Raw genomic sequence first — 15,425 nt, 5'->3', positions numbered from 1 at the left:
ATGGAGCAGAGGACAAGCCTTACAGAGATAATTGAATACATCGATCCCGGTTCCCTGAGCTATCAGAACTGGGTGAATGTCGGAATGGCACTGAAACTGGAAGGCTATCCGGTAAGCGTCTGGGATCAGTGGAGCCAGAAGGACTTTGGACGGTACCATGCCGGAGAATGTGAGAAGAAGTGGAGAAGTTTTTCCGGTTCCTCTTCTCCGGTAACTGGCGGGACTATTGTACAGATGGCAATGGAGCGCGGATGGGTGCCGGAAAAAGGCCATGAACTGGACTGGAACGATAGTATACAGGTAGACAGTGACCGTGTAGTAGTGGATAAGAACTGGCTGGAAGGCAGGGAGATCCAGGAACCAAAGAACTGGAACCCGGCAGAGCAGCTGATCACATATCTGGAAACCCTGTTTGAAGCTGGGGAAAACGTAGGGTATGTAACTGGAAGTTGGGAAAAGACAGACGAGAAAGGTACCAGATGGCTTCCACAAAAGGGGAGCTGGGACCGTACTGCAGGACAGCTGATCGAGCAGCTGAACACCTGCAAAGGCGACATTGGAGCTGTGCTGGGTGATTACAATCCGGAAGCTGGCGCGTGGATCCGTTTCAACCCACTGGATGGAAACGGCTGTAAAAACGAAAATGTAACAGACTACCGGTATGCTCTTGTAGAATCTGATCACATGGAAATCGACCAGCAGAACGCCATCCTACGTGAGCTGGAGCTTCCCATTGCCTGCCTGGTGTATTCCGGAAAGAAAAGCCTTCACGCAATCGTGAGGGTGGATGCAGCGGATTATAGCGAGTACAGGAAGCGCGTTGATTATCTGTATGAAGTCTGCCAGAAGAACGGGATTGATGTAGATACCCAGAACCGGAACCCTTCCAGATTGTCCAGGATGCCAGGTGTAGAACGTGGGGAAAAGAAGCAGTTCATTGTGGATACCAACATAGGAAAATCCTCCTGGAATGAATGGTATGAGTGGATTGAAGGTGTGAATGATGATCTTCCAGAGCCGGAAGGTCTGGAAAGTGTCTGGGATAATCTTCCGGAGCTGTCTCCCTGTCTCATTGACGGGGTGCTCCGTAAAGGGCATAAGATGCTGATCTCTGGACCATCCAAGGCTGGTAAGTCTTTCCTTCAGATTGAACTGTGTATCGCCATAGCAGAGGGCAAGAAGTGGCTGCAGTGGCATTGTGCGCAGGGACGTGTGATGTACGTGAACCTGGAACTTGACCGGGCGAGCTGTCTTCACCGTTTTAAAGATGTATATGAGTCCCTTGGCTATGTCTCAGACAACCTGCAGAACATTGATATCTGGAACCTTCGAGGAAAGTCTGTGCCTATGGATAAGCTTGCACCAAAGCTGATCAGAAGGGCAGCAAAGAAGAATTATGTAGCGATCATTATAGACCCGATTTATAAGGTCATTACTGGTGATGAGAACAGTGCCGATCAGATGGCGAACTTCTGTAACCAGTTCGATAAAGTGTGTACAGAGCTTGGCTGTGCCGTGATCTACTGTCATCATCACAGCAAAGGAAATCAGGGCGGTAAGAAGTCCATGGACCGCGCTTCTGGATCCGGTGTATTTGCCCGTGATCCGGATGCACTTCTGGATTTGATCGAGCTAGAGCCGACAGAGGCATTGATGAAACAGGAAGAAAATAAGGCTGTCTGTGGAACTTGTAAAGCATATCTGGATGCACATTATAAGTGGCAGGATGACCTCTCACAGGACGATCTGTTGAGCAGTGCACAGATGTTGGGTTACTGTGAGGCACACCTGGATAAATGGCAGAAAATAGCCCTGGATAAGCAGATAACGGCTGCGAAAGCGGAAGTACAGGCGCGTACTGCATGGAGAATTGAGGGAACCTTAAGAGAGTTCCCGAAGTTTGATCCGGTCAATATGTGGTTCGATTATCCGGTACACAGGATTGACCAGGTAGGAAGCCTGAAAGACCTGCAGTTGGAAGATGATAAACCGGCATGGGAAAAGGCGTCCCAGAGACGAAAAGAAAATGCTCAAAAGAACCGTGAGCGTAAGTTAAATGAGTTTGAGATTGCATTCCAGAATATTGAATTTGATGGCCGTGAAATCTCTGCTTCAGAGCTGGCAGAGACACTTGAAATAAATGCAAAAGAGTTACTTTCCTGGCTGGGAGAAGGCAAGCGTCAGAAGAAGGAATTGCGGAATAAATTTGAAAAATATTTTGGTGAAGATGGAAAAACATACATCAGGAGAAAGGGTGCGCAGGAGTGCTCACAACCATGATACAGAGTAGTGCGCAGAACCATATTTTTTATAATGATGTTCACGGTGCGCAAAACCATTATTTTTATGGTTGTGAGCAGTGCGCAAAAATGGGGGGTGCGCAACCATATACTACGTATATGTGTATGTGCGCACCCCACCTAGCGGGGGTAGGTAGTCGTGCGATAAGCTCACGCACGACGACCACCCACCCCGCACTCAGGTGGGCACCATACCTTGATCACCCGAAAAAAGGAGTTGATGATTTTGGAATTTGAGTTTTTCATGGCAATGGTTCCGCCGACTGTAACCCATCAGGAAAAACAGGTCAGGGTTGCCGGAGGAAAGCCAGTGTTCTATGAGCCACCGGAATTAAAAGCAGCCAGACAGAAACTGGTGGCATATCTTGGACAGCATGTACCAGATGAACCATATCACTGTGGAGTCAGGCTGATCACAAAGTGGTGCTTCCCCAGGGGAAAACATTTGGATGGTACCTACAGACTTTCCAAACCGGATACGGACAATCTGCAGAAATTATTAAAGGACTGCATGACGAAAGTTGGTTTCTGGGATGATGATGCACTGGTGGCTTCGGAGATCGTGGAAAAGTTCTGGGCGGAAGTCCCTGGGATTTATGTCCGGATCGACAGGCTGCCATGATCTGGCTGACACCCCAGGAACGAAAAGCTCTCTGGGAAGAATATCCAGAAGTACAGGAGCTGTATGAAGAGTACAACGGTATTCTTCCGGAAGATGATGGAGCCTGGGAGAGAGTTGCAGAACATTGTCACCAGATTAGAGAACAATACCAGACGATGCAAGTAGAAGTCGCACTGCAGGATGTAGTGTGGCAGCTGGAATGTCTGGCAAAGAAAAAAAGATAGTCAAGCAAGAAAGGAGCCAGCCTCCGGCCGGGGCAAGGGTATACCGGGCTTCTTGGAAAGATGGGAAATGAATTATCCACGGAAGAGTGGAAACAAAAGAAGAAAGAGCATAGAGCTATATTTACGGCACGTCAAAGGCTGCCTTATGAGGTTAAGCTTAAAAGACAGGCAATCAAAGCCTGGCAGTTCTATGAGGAAATCCTTAGCAGAGACATGAATGTACATGTAAGCGTGGGAGGATTGGATAGTATAACCCTGTATATCTGGTTGTGCAGTATCGGGATCGAACCTCATGCAATATCTATTTCTGGGGTGGAGGATAAGAGCATCCAGAAGGTGCACAGAGCTCTCGGAGTTGAGATTGTACGGTCATACAAGAGCAAGGTACAAGTGCTTAATGAAGTCGGATTTCCGGTTATCAGCAAAAAGATAGCTGGCAGAATCAATACTCTGCAACACCCAACAGAAAATAATAAAACTGTCCGCCATGCCATAATAACCGGTGAATGCGGAAAGCAGGGACATTTCGCTAATAACAGTCGGATGCAGCTCCCGAAGAAATGGCTGAAGCTATTCGGTGGCTATGAGAATGAGAACGAAGGTGTCCATTATGGCAAGCCAGATCCGGACATCCCGGTATCAAATGAGTGCTGTTACTGGCTGAAAGAGAAGCCCTGCGATGACTGGGCGAAAAACCATAACAGTGTTCCGTACCTGGGAATGATGGCAAGTGAAGGAGGACAAAGGGAAGAGGCTTTGATAGATCATGGCTGTAATTATTATGGCAAGACAGTGATCAGATCCGCGCCGTTTGCAATATTCATGAGATCGGATATTTTAAGCCTGGCACTTGAAATGGACAAATGGTATCACACTCATTTGGATTTCTTTGAAGCAAGATTCCATGCGCAACCTTATGGAAGGAATCAAGATGGAAGCCTTAAGGAGTATGTTCCATTGTTATCTATTGTTCCGGAAATCTACGGAGAGATTGTTACTGATCCAATCGCAGTTCTTCGAACCACAGGCGCACAGCGGACCGGATGCTCCATGTGTGGGTTTGGAATTCACCTGGAACAGCGTCCCCACAGGTTTGATAAACTTCGGGAAAGAAATCCGAAAGAGTGGGAGTTCTGGATGTATCGCTGCTGTACAGATCCGAAAACCGGTGAGAAATATGGCTGGGGACGTGTGTTAGATTACATAGGTGTTGAGTGGGAAAATCCTCCAGAAGTACAGATGACAATATTTGATTTTCCGGAGTATCTACCAGAAACGAAAGAAAGGAGCTGAACATGGCAGAAAAATATAAAACCTGTAAACACAGTACCGGCAAGGTAGGAGAGTTGATCGTATACGTCCGCCCGACCTGCCCGAGGTTGTCAATGATAAAAGGCACTTTATGTAGCAGTAAGATCCGCTGCAGGGAGTGCAGGAGCTGGGAGGCGAGGAAATGATACCAAAATGTAGGGAATGTGAAAATACTGAGTTTCAAGATATGAATGGAAGACCTAATCGCTGGTATTGTAAACACCCAGAAGTAAGGGCGCATGTCAGTTGTCCAGCTGATACATTGATTTGCAAAACAGAGAGGTATTCGACAGAGATAACAATTAAGACAAGTCCTAAGTGGTGTCCGAGGAGGAAAAAATAGATGATAGATGTAATCGTTGCAATGGGCGTTGGCGTGCTAATCGGAGCCTTTGGCGTGATCGCCTGGGCATTAAGTGCCGTAAACAAGGATAGAGGTGAAAAAGATGACAGAGACCAAGCAGGGAAAGGCAACGGACCGGAAAGCCACTGAGGCGGTGAACACGATTAGAATTTACTGTAAAAACAATGACATTTACGACTGCGTATTTAACTGTGCGATACGGCAGGTATGCAGAGGATATTTTCGCAATTTGAACGTACCGATGCTGTGGCCAGAAGTGGAGGTGCCAGATGATTGATGAGAAGAGAGTGCTGCAGGTTGCCAAGGAATTGAGCATGAACCCGGATAAGGCCAGGAAGCTCCTGGAGGATGCCAGATCAGAACCGGCAATCCTGGCACAGGTACATAGATACGAACTGCTTGTGGGAGGTGACAGCGTTGGAAGAGGTCAAGATAACCAGGAAGCTCCTGGACAGATACAAGAAACTGAAAAGGGAGCTTCCAGTCCTTGAATATGAGTTGAATGAGCTGTGGATGACGGACAAGGGCATGGGGAACAGCGTGATCCTCAATGGCAAATCCGGATCCAAGAAGCCAGAGACAGTAGTTGGTTTTGACTGTGAAAAGTATAACCGGCGTAAAAAGACTTTGGCTAAGAAGAAAAAGCAGGTGGCAGTTATTGAGAAATGGATTGACGATATCCCAGATGGTCAGACTAGATGTGTGTTTAAGATGTTTTACCGGGATGGGATGACCTGGGAGAAGATAGCGGCTAAGACAGGATATTCCCAGAGCCCGGACTATCCGAGATTACATATCCGAGATGCCTACTTGAAAAAGTGTGGGATTAAATGAAAAAGGTCGGAAAAGTCGGATTTGTCGTTGTAAGATAACAATGAAGCCGAAGGCTCAGCGGAGCCGGTTGCTTAATCCTTTTAGTGTGGTGAAAAGTTTCTGACAAGCGATTGCCAGGTGTCACAGCCTGGCGGTTGATTCTGGCAGATATCAGCCAGGGGATTGCTGGCACCACAGTAGCCTAAAATGATATCGCAGTGCAAAGGTGGCGCACTCTGCACTACCGGAACACCTCCCTGATCGGGAGGGAGCATGAGCCGTTAAGTCGAGCCGCAGGTTCGAGTCCTGGTGTTCCGATTGGCTTCGTGAGAAGCTCTACCAACTACATACATTTTTTGCTAACGTCCTGTAGAAATACGGGGCGTTTTGTAGTATGATGAAAGAAAATGTATGTGGGAGGACTTTTTTATGTCAAAAGAACAAATTGCAATAACATTGGTTGGAGCGATTATTTCAGGGGTATTGGCGACTATCATAACTCTTGTTATAAATGCAAAAGCCGAGAAAAAGAGACGAAAACAACAGCTTGTAGATGATATATTTGGCTATAAGTATCAAATGACGGGCTCTACATTAAATGCATTAGATATTAATTGTCAAGGACTTACAAGGGCTTTAAACAGAGTTATTATAGTTTTTCATGATGACCCAGAGGTTATGAAAGCTCTTGACAATTTATGGTTGGCTATAAATGGTGAAAATACAAAAATAACTGATGATTTGCTAATTACTTTGTTAAGGACAATGAGTAAAAGTGCAGGCATAAAATGTAACGATTGGAATGATAGTAGATTCACACGAGTTTTTAAAGTTTGAGTCATTAAAATAATAACACACCAACAAAGGCAGCTCTTCGGAGCTGCTTTTTCTATGCCAATTTTCGTACAGCGTGCACAGCACCAGCCGTTATTTCTTGCATACGGTCACCTCCTTTCATGATTGACGGCGGCAATCGGCTGTCGTGGATGGTGCTGGCAGGACTGTATTTTATTATATTTTTGAAAGAAGGTGAGCTTGAGTGACAAAAAAACAAAAGAGATTTGTAGATGAGTATCTGATTGACCTGAATGCTACCCAGGCCGCCATAAGAGCCGGATACAAGGCGAAAAATGGTCAGAGAGCTTCTGAGATCGGACATGAATTACTCCAGAAAACCCAAGTTTCAGAAGCAATCTCAGAGGCAATCGCAGAAAGATCCAAAAGAACCGGAATAAATGCTGACCGTGTTCTTCTGGAGCTGGCCAGAATTGCATTTGTAAATGCAGATGATGTAATCAATGCAAAAGACGCAACACTAAAAGAAGATGCTTCCAGGGACGATCTGGCAGCTATACAGTCCGTGAAAGTAAAATCTTTTGGAGAAGATGGCGTGGAAAGAGAAATCAAGCTTGCAGACAAACTGAAAGCCCTGGATATGCTTGGACGCCATTTGGCAATGTGGAATGACAAGCTTCAGCTCAGCGGTATGGAAGAAGAAAAATCAAAACTGGACAGCTTGATCAAGCAGATCAGCGGAGGCGGATAATGAGCAGCATGGATCTCGTGCTGTCTGAAAAATACAAAGCGTTTTTGAAATGCCAGACACCGGTGGAGTTCCTGGAAGGTACCACGGCAGCAGGAAAGACTACAGTAGGAATTTTTAAGTTCATGTTGAAGGTAGCCCAGAGTCCGAAAAAGCTTCATATCCTGGCAGCAGACGACACAGGAACAGCAGAGAAAAACATTATTAACAAAGACCTTGGAATCCTGGACGATTTCGGAAGCCTGGTAGAGTACAACGGATCCGGCACCAAGGATGATAAGATCCCGCATATTCTTTTTCATACTTCATCCGGGGACAAAACCATATACGTTTTGGGATATGGAAACAAGAAGAAATGGAAGAAAGCCCTTGGCGGTCAGTATGGATGCCTGTACATCGATGAGATCAACACGGCAGATATTGACTTTGTCCGTGAAGCTTCCATGCGCTGTGATTATCTCATGGCAACCTTAAACCCGGATGATCCGAGCCTGGATGTGTATAAAGAGTATATCAACTGCAGCCGCCCGCTTCCTGAATGGGAAGAGGACACGCCACAGGAGATTAAAGACGAATTAAAGGAAGAACCAAAGGCAGGCTGGGTTCACTGGTTCTTTTCTTTTGACGATAACGCCGGACTTCCGGAAGAAAAGAAAGACCAGATCATCCGGAATACCCCGAAAGGAACCAAGATCTACAAGAACAAGATCTTAGGCCTCAGAGGAAAAGCAACAGGCCTTGTGTTCAGCATCTTCCTGCGCCAGCGGCATGTCCGCACAAAGGAATGGGCAAAACAATTTGTACAAAGACCGGGAGAACCAAAGAAACACGAAATTTTCATGTGGTTTTCGGCAGCAGTCGATACCTCATACTCCCAGAAATCCCCGGACACAATTGCTTTTTCCTATCTTGGGATTACAAACAAAGGAAAATGCATCGTTCTGGATGAAAAAGTTTACAGCAATGCAGAACTGGACATCCCCCTGGCTCCTTCAGATACAGTAAAGAATTTGATTGATTTCCTTGACCGCAACAAGAAGGAGTGGGGACTTGCACGAAACGTATTCCTGGACAGCGCCGATCAGGCAACCATGCAGGAATGGAACAAGTATAAGCGAAGAAATGGCTGCATTTATACACTTAACGATGCATGGAAGAAGATGGAGATTATCGATCGTATCAATGCGCAGCTTGGATGGATGGCATTTGATGACCAGACAGGCATTGAGCCATGTTTTTATGTACTCGATACCTGTTCGACTTACATTCATGAGATGGAAACATACAGTTGGAAAGAAGATAAAGACAATACACCAGAAGATGGGCATGACCATATGGTTAACTCTGTGCAATACGCATGGATCCCATACCAGGGCAAGATTTACAAGAGGTGATAATTATGAACTGGCTTCAGAATTTTATTGCACGGCTATTCCGGATAGAACCTGCAAGAGACAGGGTGATTACAATCAGAGAAGCTCATACCTTCCGTGAGAACGTGATCCAGAACAAGCTGTGGTATCAGGGAGATGGAGTGACCCTGGAACAGTACTTTAAAAAGACTGCAAAATGGGATGTGGAGAAAGCCCGCTTCTGGGCAGCCACAGCGCAGGGAAATGTAAGAAAGATACACAGCGGAATTGTTGGAACTGTAGTAGACAGATATAAAGACATTGTGCTGGCTGATCTGGACGCTGTTGATTTTGGCGAGAATATGGACATTCTGGAAGAAAGATGGAATGAAATCTTTGAGGGGAGTAAGCTGAACGATGTGATTGGAGATGCTATCGTTGGAGCGTTATCTTCCGGAGATGGAGCCTTTAAGATCACGGCGGATGAGTGCAGCTCTTACCCTATTGTGGAATTTTACGATGCAGAGGATGTGGAATATGTATATATCCATTCGACGCTGCGGGAAATCAAGTTCTACACAACCTACAGAAATCGGAACAAAGATTACAGGCTGCAGGAAACCTATGGATATGGCTATGTAAGATACAAGCTTTACGATGATGCCGGAAAAGAAGCCCCATTACAGTTTCTTCCGGAAACAGCCCATTTGATTGATTTTGGATTCGATGAAAGCCTGATTTTGGCGGTGCCACTTAAAATTCTTACATCCACCAGATATAAGAACAGAGGAAAAGCCCTTTTTGAAGGAAAGACAGATGTGCTGGATGGACTGGATGAAACGATCAGTCAGTGGATGGACGCAATCAGAATGGGCAGGATCAAGCGTTATATTCCGCAAAATCTGATTCCGAGGGATGAGGAAACCGGGGAGCTGCTTCCGGCTAATCCATTTGACAATGACTTTATTGCCATTGGGGACGATATGGGAGAGAATGCCAGCCACCAGGTGGAAATCTCACAGCCTCAGATATCCTACGAAGCTTACGTAAACAGCTACGCCAATTTCCTTGATATGGCCCTTCAGGGAATCATATCACCATCCACACTGGGAATTGATCTGAAGAAAACAGATAATGCAGAATCACAGAGGGAGAAAGAAAAGGTTACCCTTCATGTGAGAGGGAAGATAGTAGACGCTTTGAACAGTACATTGCCGGAACTGTTCAAGACAATCCTGCAGTGTGACGATATTATGAACGGGAACAATCCGGGAGAGTATGAAATATCCGTGAAGTTTGGAGAGTATGCATCCCCAGACTTTGGAACAACTGTGGAAACTGTAGGAAAAGCTAAACAGTACGGAGTTATGAGCCTTGAAACTTCTGTGGATCAGCTGTACGGAGATACCTGGACAGATGAGGAAAAGGAAGCAGAAGTAGAACGTCTGAAACTGGAACAGGGAGTGCAGGATCTGGAAGAGCCGGGGCTTACCATGAAAGCAGGAGAATTTGAAACAAGTCTGGAAGAAGGTGAGAATGATGAAGGTAAAAGTAGGACCAAGGATCTACCGGATGAATCGAAAGGAGTACCAGGAGTTTCTGGAAGTAGCAAAGGGGCAGGTACCGATGGGCGTGTACGCTCTGGAAAAGAATGATTATGCTGAGCTTAGAAATGATGCCTGTGTCAGCAAAACAAAGCTGAAGGACATGATCCGAATATTCAAAAGCCAGGGTTTTAAGGTATATGCAAACGGGAGGTGATCCAGATGAATGTTCCAGGATTTACACTGTTGCTCCAGGAATTCTGTAGTTATTGTCCAGACTTTGAACCAGAAGTGGAGAAGATAGATTGCTCAAGCCTTACAGAACAGGTCAAATATTGTACAAATATTCGTTGTACGCAAAGGGCGAGATGTGCAAGACTTGCTACAAACATTCGAAAGCAGGTAATCACAGATGCCTAAGCTTAACACCGTCTACGACATTGGAGCTGCTTTTGAAGCCATAGAAAATGAGCTTATATCTTCCATGATCCGCAATATGCGCCGGCACAAGCTGGAAGAGATCGATGAAGACAAACAATGGACCATGTGGCAGGCACTGCAGCTGAAATCCCTGGAAAAGTACAAGAAGGACAACCAGAAGAAGCATGGCAAGCAGTTCAAGGATATCAATGCGCAGATCAAAACACTGATAACCATGTCCAGATCTGAAGGCGAGATGGCACAGGAGATTGCGATCCTGGAAGCTATCAGAAATGGTTTTCCTGCCAAACGTATTGCCAAGGGGGCAGCTGCTGAATTTTTCAAGTTGAATGACAGAAAACTGGAAGCGTTAATCAAAGCAACCATGGATGATATGGAACAGGCGGAAATTGCTGTCCTTCGAATGGCAAATGACCAGTACCGTAAAGTGATTTACAATGCCCAGGTATACGCGAACACCGGAGCCGGCACCTATGAGAAAGCTGTGGATATGGCTACAGAGGATTTTGTAAAGGCTGGCTTGAATTGTGTGCAGTATGCAAACGGCGCAAGGCATACACTTGCTGATTATGCGGATATGGCAATCAGAACAGCCAGCAAAAGGGCATACCTGCAAGGAGAAGGTCAGAAGCGCCAGGAATGGGGAATATCTACAGTGATTATGAATAAGCGCGGAAATCCCTGTCCGAAATGCTTGCCTTTTGTGGGAAAGGTGCTGATTGATGATGTGTGGAGCAATGGTCCGAAAGATGGAAAGTCACCTGTGACCGGAATCAAATATCCATTTATGAGCAGTGCCATAGCTGCAGGCCTGTACCATCCGCGCTGCAAAGATAGCCACACTACATATTTCGAAGGCATCAGCACCCCGCCAGAGAAGAACAGGTATACCAAAGCAGAGCTGAATGAACTGGTGCGGAAACAGGAACAGGAAAGCCGGCAGCAGTATGCAAAGAGGCAGGAAAAGAAGTTTGGTAGGTTGGCAGATTTTTCCCTGGATCCGGAGAATAAAAAGAAGTATGAGCAGAAACAAAAAGAGTGGAAATCCGTTGCAAATGAAGCGGACTCTGCTATAATGATATCAGGAGCCAGAATCACAGATATATTCAGTGAAGAGGCAGAAAACTTTGCAGAGATGTACTACAAAGAGATCAGGAGTTTTTCTACTGATGCAAAGAAGATTGCTGAAAATCTAGGAAAAGAAGAATCTGATATAGTAAAGATAAAGGCATATCTGTTTGAAGATGAATCGTTGTTTGATCCGGATTTAAAGACATACCGCAGATTTGATCCCGATTGCGCCATAGCTCAGAGCTGGCAACGGCTTATGACAGGGAAAGACATTAAACAGCATGACCGCACTTTGATAGAGCATGAGCTCCTTGAAATGAAAATAAAAAGAGAAAATCCTAGTATGGAGCACTGGAAAGCACATGAGCTGGCCACTGAAAAATTTGATTACCCGAAGGAGGCGTTAGAATATTATGGTAATCTTGAAAAACATAAAAAAGACAAATAATATGATTTCTGCCGACTATTACCCAGAGGGGAAAGAACCCAAAGGTTTTATGAGAATTGAGGATGAAAAAGTTACAGAACATGAAAATGCAAGTTCTTTCGCAGCACCGCATGTTCGGAATGAACTGAAACGTTTGGCGAAAATGGAGAACCCACCAACAGAGAAAACAGTTTTATGGTACTAAATACCACCAGTCAGAAACGGCTAGTGGTATTTTTATACTCAAAAATATCAATACAGTTATAAAAACAATGATAGCACGCCATAAGACGTGTTATTTTTGTGCTTATTTTTAAGAAAGAGAGGATGAAGAAAATGAAAAGAAGAGCAACCAAAAGAATTGTAGTATTAATGGCACTGGTAATCCTGACATGTTTTGTGCTACTGGCTGTACAGAAGCTGACCAGGTGAGCGCGAACATTTCACAGGAGGCAGATAACTTCAATGTAACCAGAAAACTTACTGTTTTGAATGCCAGAACAGATACAATCCTGTTGGAATTGACTGGAACATTTGCACTGAAGAATAACTCTTCAAATGAACTGGAAGTAATTATTGAGACCGCAGAAGGAAAGTACCAGAAAGACTATGTTTATTTGAATAACTATACCATGTATGTAGTTGAAGACATTTCTGGATCGGATGTGGATAAGTACCATTATGAGATTAATTTCCTTCCGCAGTGGGGACTTAAAGTCACACACAATGATTAAATTTGCGCCGGCACAAATAGGGGGGAAAGACAATGAAAACTGTAGTAATTGAAGGTAAGGATCTGCTGTTCACACTTTTTAAACTTGCATTTTATATTTGGATAGAGATGTGGAATGTGAGAATTTTGCTGGTAGCAGTTAAGATGGTGATTGCTGTAGGTGGATATTCAACTTATTTGGCGGTAATTTTAGTTTCAGCTTATGGGATTTGTTCTGCTTACAGAGGGTTAAAAAAGACAGTTGCTAAAACAATAAGGAGGTGGTTATTTGAAGGTGATAGTGCAGCATAATTTCCGCGACAAAGAAAATGCTCTGGTTCTTCGTACAGCCGGGGAAGAACTGGAAGTGTCCCGGAAAAGAGCAGAGCATCTTGCAAATCTGCAGTTGGTAAAGACCGTTGAAGATCAGAAAGGCGGTGATCCAAAATCTCCCAGTAAGGCTGAGGGTTAGAAGCCTTATTTTTATGCCCGGAATGGCGTGAAACTACCAGAAAGGAGAAAGACATGACACAGGAACAGTTTGAGGCTCTGGGTATTGAAAAGAGCCTTGCAAAAAAGGCAGCAGATGAATCCAAGAAAGAACTGGAAGGATATGTTGCCAAAGAAACCTATGACACAACCGAACAGCAGCGAAAGCAGCTGGAAACAACAGTGAATGATTATAAAACCCAGTTGGATACTTTAAAGACATCAGCAGGGGATAATGAAGCACTGAAACAGCAGATTGCAGATCTTCAGGAACAGAACCGCCAGAAAGACACAGAACACCAGAATGAGCTGAAGGCTCTTAAGCTTACCAATGCGATTAAAATGGCTATTTCTTCTACTGCACAGGATAGCGATCTGGTTGCCGGCCTGGTGGATCGTAATAAGCTGATTCTTGGGGAAGATGGAAAAGTGACCGGGCTGGAAGAACAGGTGAAAGCTTTAAAAGAAAGCAAACCATTCCTGTTTAAACAGGAACAGCAGACAGGAAAGGGAAAGAAAGGATTCTTCCCGCTGGGAGCGCCAAAAGCTGAGCCAGGAGGCGAAGAAGGCCATGTGTCAATGAAGGAAGCGATTGCGGCAAAATTGAACTTGGGTTCAGAAGGGAAAGGTGAATAATTATGGCAATTACATTAGAAGAAGCTAAGAAAAACGTCCAGGATGATCTGCAGATGGGCGTTATTGATGAATTTCAGAAATCAAATTATATCTTGGAACACATTCCATTTGACGATGCAGTATCTCCTACCGGTGGAGGGGCTACACCAAGCTACAGCTACACACGATTGAAAACACAGCCGACAGCTGCATTTCGTGAGATCAATAAAGAATATGCACCATCTGAGGTAACCAAGGAACGCCACACGGTTGAAATCAAAGTGTTTGGTGGAGCTTATGAGATTGACCGAGTTATTGCGAATATGGGCGGTATCGTAAGCGAAGTGGAGCTGCAGCAGGCACAGAAGATCAAAGCAGCTCAGGCACTTTTCAATGATACCTTTATCAATGGTGATACAGGGGTTGATTCCAAATGCTTTGACGGACTGGATAAGGCACTTACAGGAAGCTCTACGGAATACAATGCAGATGGAGTGATCGATCTGTCCACTTCCGAGCTGGTTACCAAAAACTATCAGTACTTCCTGGATATGCTGGATGAGTTCCTTGGCGGTCTGGATGGTACTCCCACATTCATTGGAGGAAACAACAAACTGATTTCTAAACTGAGAGCTTGCGCGAGACGTGCCAGCATGTATCAGGTAACAAAGGATAACTGGGGAAATCAGGTAGAGAGCTATGGCGGCATTCCTTTTGTTGACCTGAAGACCAAACCGGGTACGAATGATGAAGTAGTACCGATTGAATCCTCAGATGGAAAAACATCCCTGTATGTTGCCAGACTTGCAATGGATGGACTCCATGCAGTGTCTTTCGCAGGAGTAGCACCTGTACAGACCTGGCTCCCGGACTTTTCAACTGCTGGAGCAGTGAAGAAAGGTGAGGTTGAAATGAACGCAGCTATTGCACTGAAGACTTCCAAGGCGGCAGGTGTATTCAGGGGAATCAAAGTAAAATAGGAGGCGAAGAATGAAGATCAAAAGTCCAAATAAAGATTACACAGGTGTTTCCGCTTCTGTTCCTTTCTGTAACGGCGTAGGAGAAACAGAAGATCCTTATCTGATCCAGTGGTTCAAAGACCATGGATACGAGGTAGAAGAAACTCCGGAGAAAGCTTCTAAAGAAGCAGTAGAGAAAGAGGAAAAGCCTGCAAAAGAAAAGAACACTTCGAAATGAGGTGAGCGGTTATGAGCTACGAACCATATGCAACCCCAGAATACTATACGGATACTTACGGCGGAACCCTGATTTTAGAAAATGACATTGAGAGAGCTCTGCAGATTGCGTCTCGGCACATTGATTCCCTGACCTACAACCGGATTGTAGGTCGGGGATTTTCCAGCCTGACACAGTTTCAGCGGGATATCATTCAGGATGTTGTCTGCCAGCAGGCAGACTTTGAAACCGAGAATGCGGACGAGATCAATTCTATACTTTCAAGCTACAGCATCAATGGTGTATCCGCCCAGTTTGGCAGCAGCTGGAACGTATTCACAGACAAAGGTGTGGCGATGAAAAGAGATCTGTATGCACTGTTGTGTCAGACAGGGCTGTGCTGCAGATTAGCGAGGTGAGC

At 45.1% G+C, this 15,425-nt stretch carries 23 protein-coding genes; all 23 read left to right on the top strand.

Annotated elements, in window-relative coordinates; genetic code table 11:
- The 23 genes from I4V84_RS12685 (at nucleotide 1) to I4V84_RS12580 (ending at nucleotide 15,423) form a co-directional block, all read left to right on the top strand.
- Nucleotides 1-2,280 carry an AAA family ATPase gene (locus tag I4V84_RS12685; RefSeq protein ID WP_195992380.1) on the top strand — a complete coding sequence of 760 codons (2,280 nt, stop codon included), beginning with the start codon at nucleotides 1-3 and terminating at the stop codon, nucleotides 2,278-2,280.
- 240 nt (nucleotides 2,281-2,520) lie between these two features.
- Complete coding sequence (locus I4V84_RS12680; RefSeq protein WP_226837535.1) at nucleotides 2,521-2,922, top strand: RusA family crossover junction endodeoxyribonuclease; 402 nt, start codon at nucleotides 2,521-2,523, stop codon at nucleotides 2,920-2,922.
- Entirely contained in the window at nucleotides 2,919-3,146 is a 228-nt protein-coding gene (locus I4V84_RS12675; protein ID WP_195992379.1) for a hypothetical protein, read from the top strand. Before I4V84_RS12680 ends, I4V84_RS12675 begins: the two co-directional genes overlap by 4 nt.
- A 60-nt stretch (nucleotides 3,147-3,206) precedes the next feature.
- Complete coding sequence (locus I4V84_RS12670; RefSeq protein ID WP_195992377.1) at nucleotides 3,207-4,439, top strand: hypothetical protein; 1,233 nt, start codon at nucleotides 3,207-3,209, stop codon at nucleotides 4,437-4,439.
- A gap of 2 nt (nucleotides 4,440-4,441) precedes the next feature.
- Nucleotides 4,442-4,603: a hypothetical protein gene (locus I4V84_RS12665; RefSeq protein WP_195992375.1), complete on the top strand. Its 162-nt coding sequence runs from the start codon at nucleotides 4,442-4,444 to the stop codon at nucleotides 4,601-4,603.
- 197 nt (nucleotides 4,604-4,800) lie between these two features.
- Complete coding sequence (locus I4V84_RS12660; RefSeq protein ID WP_173773421.1) at nucleotides 4,801-4,950, top strand: hypothetical protein; 150 nt, start codon at nucleotides 4,801-4,803, stop codon at nucleotides 4,948-4,950.
- On the top strand, nucleotides 4,904-5,098 hold the full coding sequence (locus I4V84_RS12655; RefSeq protein ID WP_195992373.1) for a hypothetical protein: 195 nt from the start codon (nucleotides 4,904-4,906) through the stop codon (nucleotides 5,096-5,098). The genes I4V84_RS12660 and I4V84_RS12655 overlap by 47 nt, the downstream gene beginning before the upstream one ends.
- Nucleotides 5,091-5,312 carry a hypothetical protein gene (locus I4V84_RS12650; protein WP_195992371.1) on the top strand — a complete coding sequence of 74 codons (222 nt, stop codon included), beginning with the start codon at nucleotides 5,091-5,093 and terminating at the stop codon, nucleotides 5,310-5,312. The genes I4V84_RS12655 and I4V84_RS12650 overlap by 8 nt, the downstream gene beginning before the upstream one ends.
- Nucleotides 5,239-5,655, top strand: coding sequence for a hypothetical protein (locus tag I4V84_RS12645; protein WP_195992369.1), 417 nt, complete (start codon nucleotides 5,239-5,241; stop codon nucleotides 5,653-5,655). Before I4V84_RS12650 ends, I4V84_RS12645 begins: the two co-directional genes overlap by 74 nt.
- Nucleotides 5,656-6,063: 408 nt before the next feature.
- Nucleotides 6,064-6,471, top strand: a complete 408-nt coding sequence (locus I4V84_RS12640; protein WP_195992368.1) for a DUF6680 family protein — start codon at nucleotides 6,064-6,066, stop codon at nucleotides 6,469-6,471.
- A gap of 202 nt (nucleotides 6,472-6,673) precedes the next feature.
- Nucleotides 6,674-7,180, top strand: a complete 507-nt coding sequence (locus tag I4V84_RS12635) for a terminase small subunit (RefSeq protein WP_195992367.1) — start codon at nucleotides 6,674-6,676, stop codon at nucleotides 7,178-7,180.
- Entirely contained in the window at nucleotides 7,180-8,571 is a 1,392-nt protein-coding gene (locus I4V84_RS12630) for a terminase (protein ID WP_195992366.1), read from the top strand. Before I4V84_RS12635 ends, I4V84_RS12630 begins: the two co-directional genes overlap by 1 nt.
- A gap of 5 nt (nucleotides 8,572-8,576) precedes the next feature.
- Entirely contained in the window at nucleotides 8,577-10,184 is a 1,608-nt protein-coding gene (locus I4V84_RS12625) for a phage portal protein (RefSeq protein WP_195992365.1), read from the top strand.
- A gap of 111 nt (nucleotides 10,185-10,295) precedes the next feature.
- Entirely contained in the window at nucleotides 10,296-10,493 is a 198-nt protein-coding gene (locus I4V84_RS19675; RefSeq protein WP_207748669.1) for a hypothetical protein, read from the top strand.
- Nucleotides 10,486-12,033, top strand: coding sequence for a phage minor capsid protein (locus tag I4V84_RS12620; RefSeq protein ID WP_195992364.1), 1,548 nt, complete (start codon nucleotides 10,486-10,488; stop codon nucleotides 12,031-12,033). The genes I4V84_RS19675 and I4V84_RS12620 overlap by 8 nt, the downstream gene beginning before the upstream one ends.
- A complete protein-coding gene (locus I4V84_RS12615) occupies nucleotides 11,999-12,217 on the top strand; it encodes a hypothetical protein (protein ID WP_195992363.1) in 219 nt (72 codons plus the stop codon). The genes I4V84_RS12620 and I4V84_RS12615 overlap by 35 nt, the downstream gene beginning before the upstream one ends.
- Nucleotides 12,218-12,440: 223 nt before the next feature.
- A complete protein-coding gene (locus I4V84_RS12610) occupies nucleotides 12,441-12,746 on the top strand; it encodes a hypothetical protein (RefSeq protein ID WP_243284093.1) in 306 nt (101 codons plus the stop codon).
- A gap of 32 nt (nucleotides 12,747-12,778) precedes the next feature.
- Complete coding sequence (locus tag I4V84_RS12605) at nucleotides 12,779-13,036, top strand: hypothetical protein (protein ID WP_148462432.1); 258 nt, start codon at nucleotides 12,779-12,781, stop codon at nucleotides 13,034-13,036.
- Nucleotides 13,014-13,196 carry a hypothetical protein gene (locus I4V84_RS12600; protein WP_148462431.1) on the top strand — a complete coding sequence of 61 codons (183 nt, stop codon included), beginning with the start codon at nucleotides 13,014-13,016 and terminating at the stop codon, nucleotides 13,194-13,196. Before I4V84_RS12605 ends, I4V84_RS12600 begins: the two co-directional genes overlap by 23 nt.
- A gap of 53 nt (nucleotides 13,197-13,249) precedes the next feature.
- Nucleotides 13,250-13,849 (top strand): phage scaffolding protein, encoded by a 600-nt coding sequence (locus tag I4V84_RS12595; protein WP_148462430.1) that lies wholly within the window; start codon nucleotides 13,250-13,252, stop codon nucleotides 13,847-13,849.
- A 2-nt stretch (nucleotides 13,850-13,851) separates the two neighbouring features.
- Nucleotides 13,852-14,808: a major capsid protein gene (locus I4V84_RS12590; RefSeq protein ID WP_148462429.1), complete on the top strand. Its 957-nt coding sequence runs from the start codon at nucleotides 13,852-13,854 to the stop codon at nucleotides 14,806-14,808.
- Between the two features lie 10 nt (nucleotides 14,809-14,818).
- Nucleotides 14,819-15,025: a hypothetical protein gene (locus tag I4V84_RS12585; RefSeq protein ID WP_148462427.1), complete on the top strand. Its 207-nt coding sequence runs from the start codon at nucleotides 14,819-14,821 to the stop codon at nucleotides 15,023-15,025.
- An 11-nt stretch (nucleotides 15,026-15,036) separates the two neighbouring features.
- Nucleotides 15,037-15,423: a hypothetical protein gene (locus I4V84_RS12580; RefSeq protein WP_148462424.1), complete on the top strand. Its 387-nt coding sequence runs from the start codon at nucleotides 15,037-15,039 to the stop codon at nucleotides 15,421-15,423.
- Nucleotides 15,424-15,425: the final 2 nt, after the last annotated feature.

The sequence above is a fragment of the Ruminococcus sp. 1001713B170207_170306_F1 genome (assembly GCF_015668065.1).
GTDB lineage: Bacteria > Bacillota > Clostridia > Lachnospirales > Lachnospiraceae > Blautia_A > Blautia_A faecis.
This window is presented reverse-complemented; position numbering and strand designations above follow the sequence as displayed.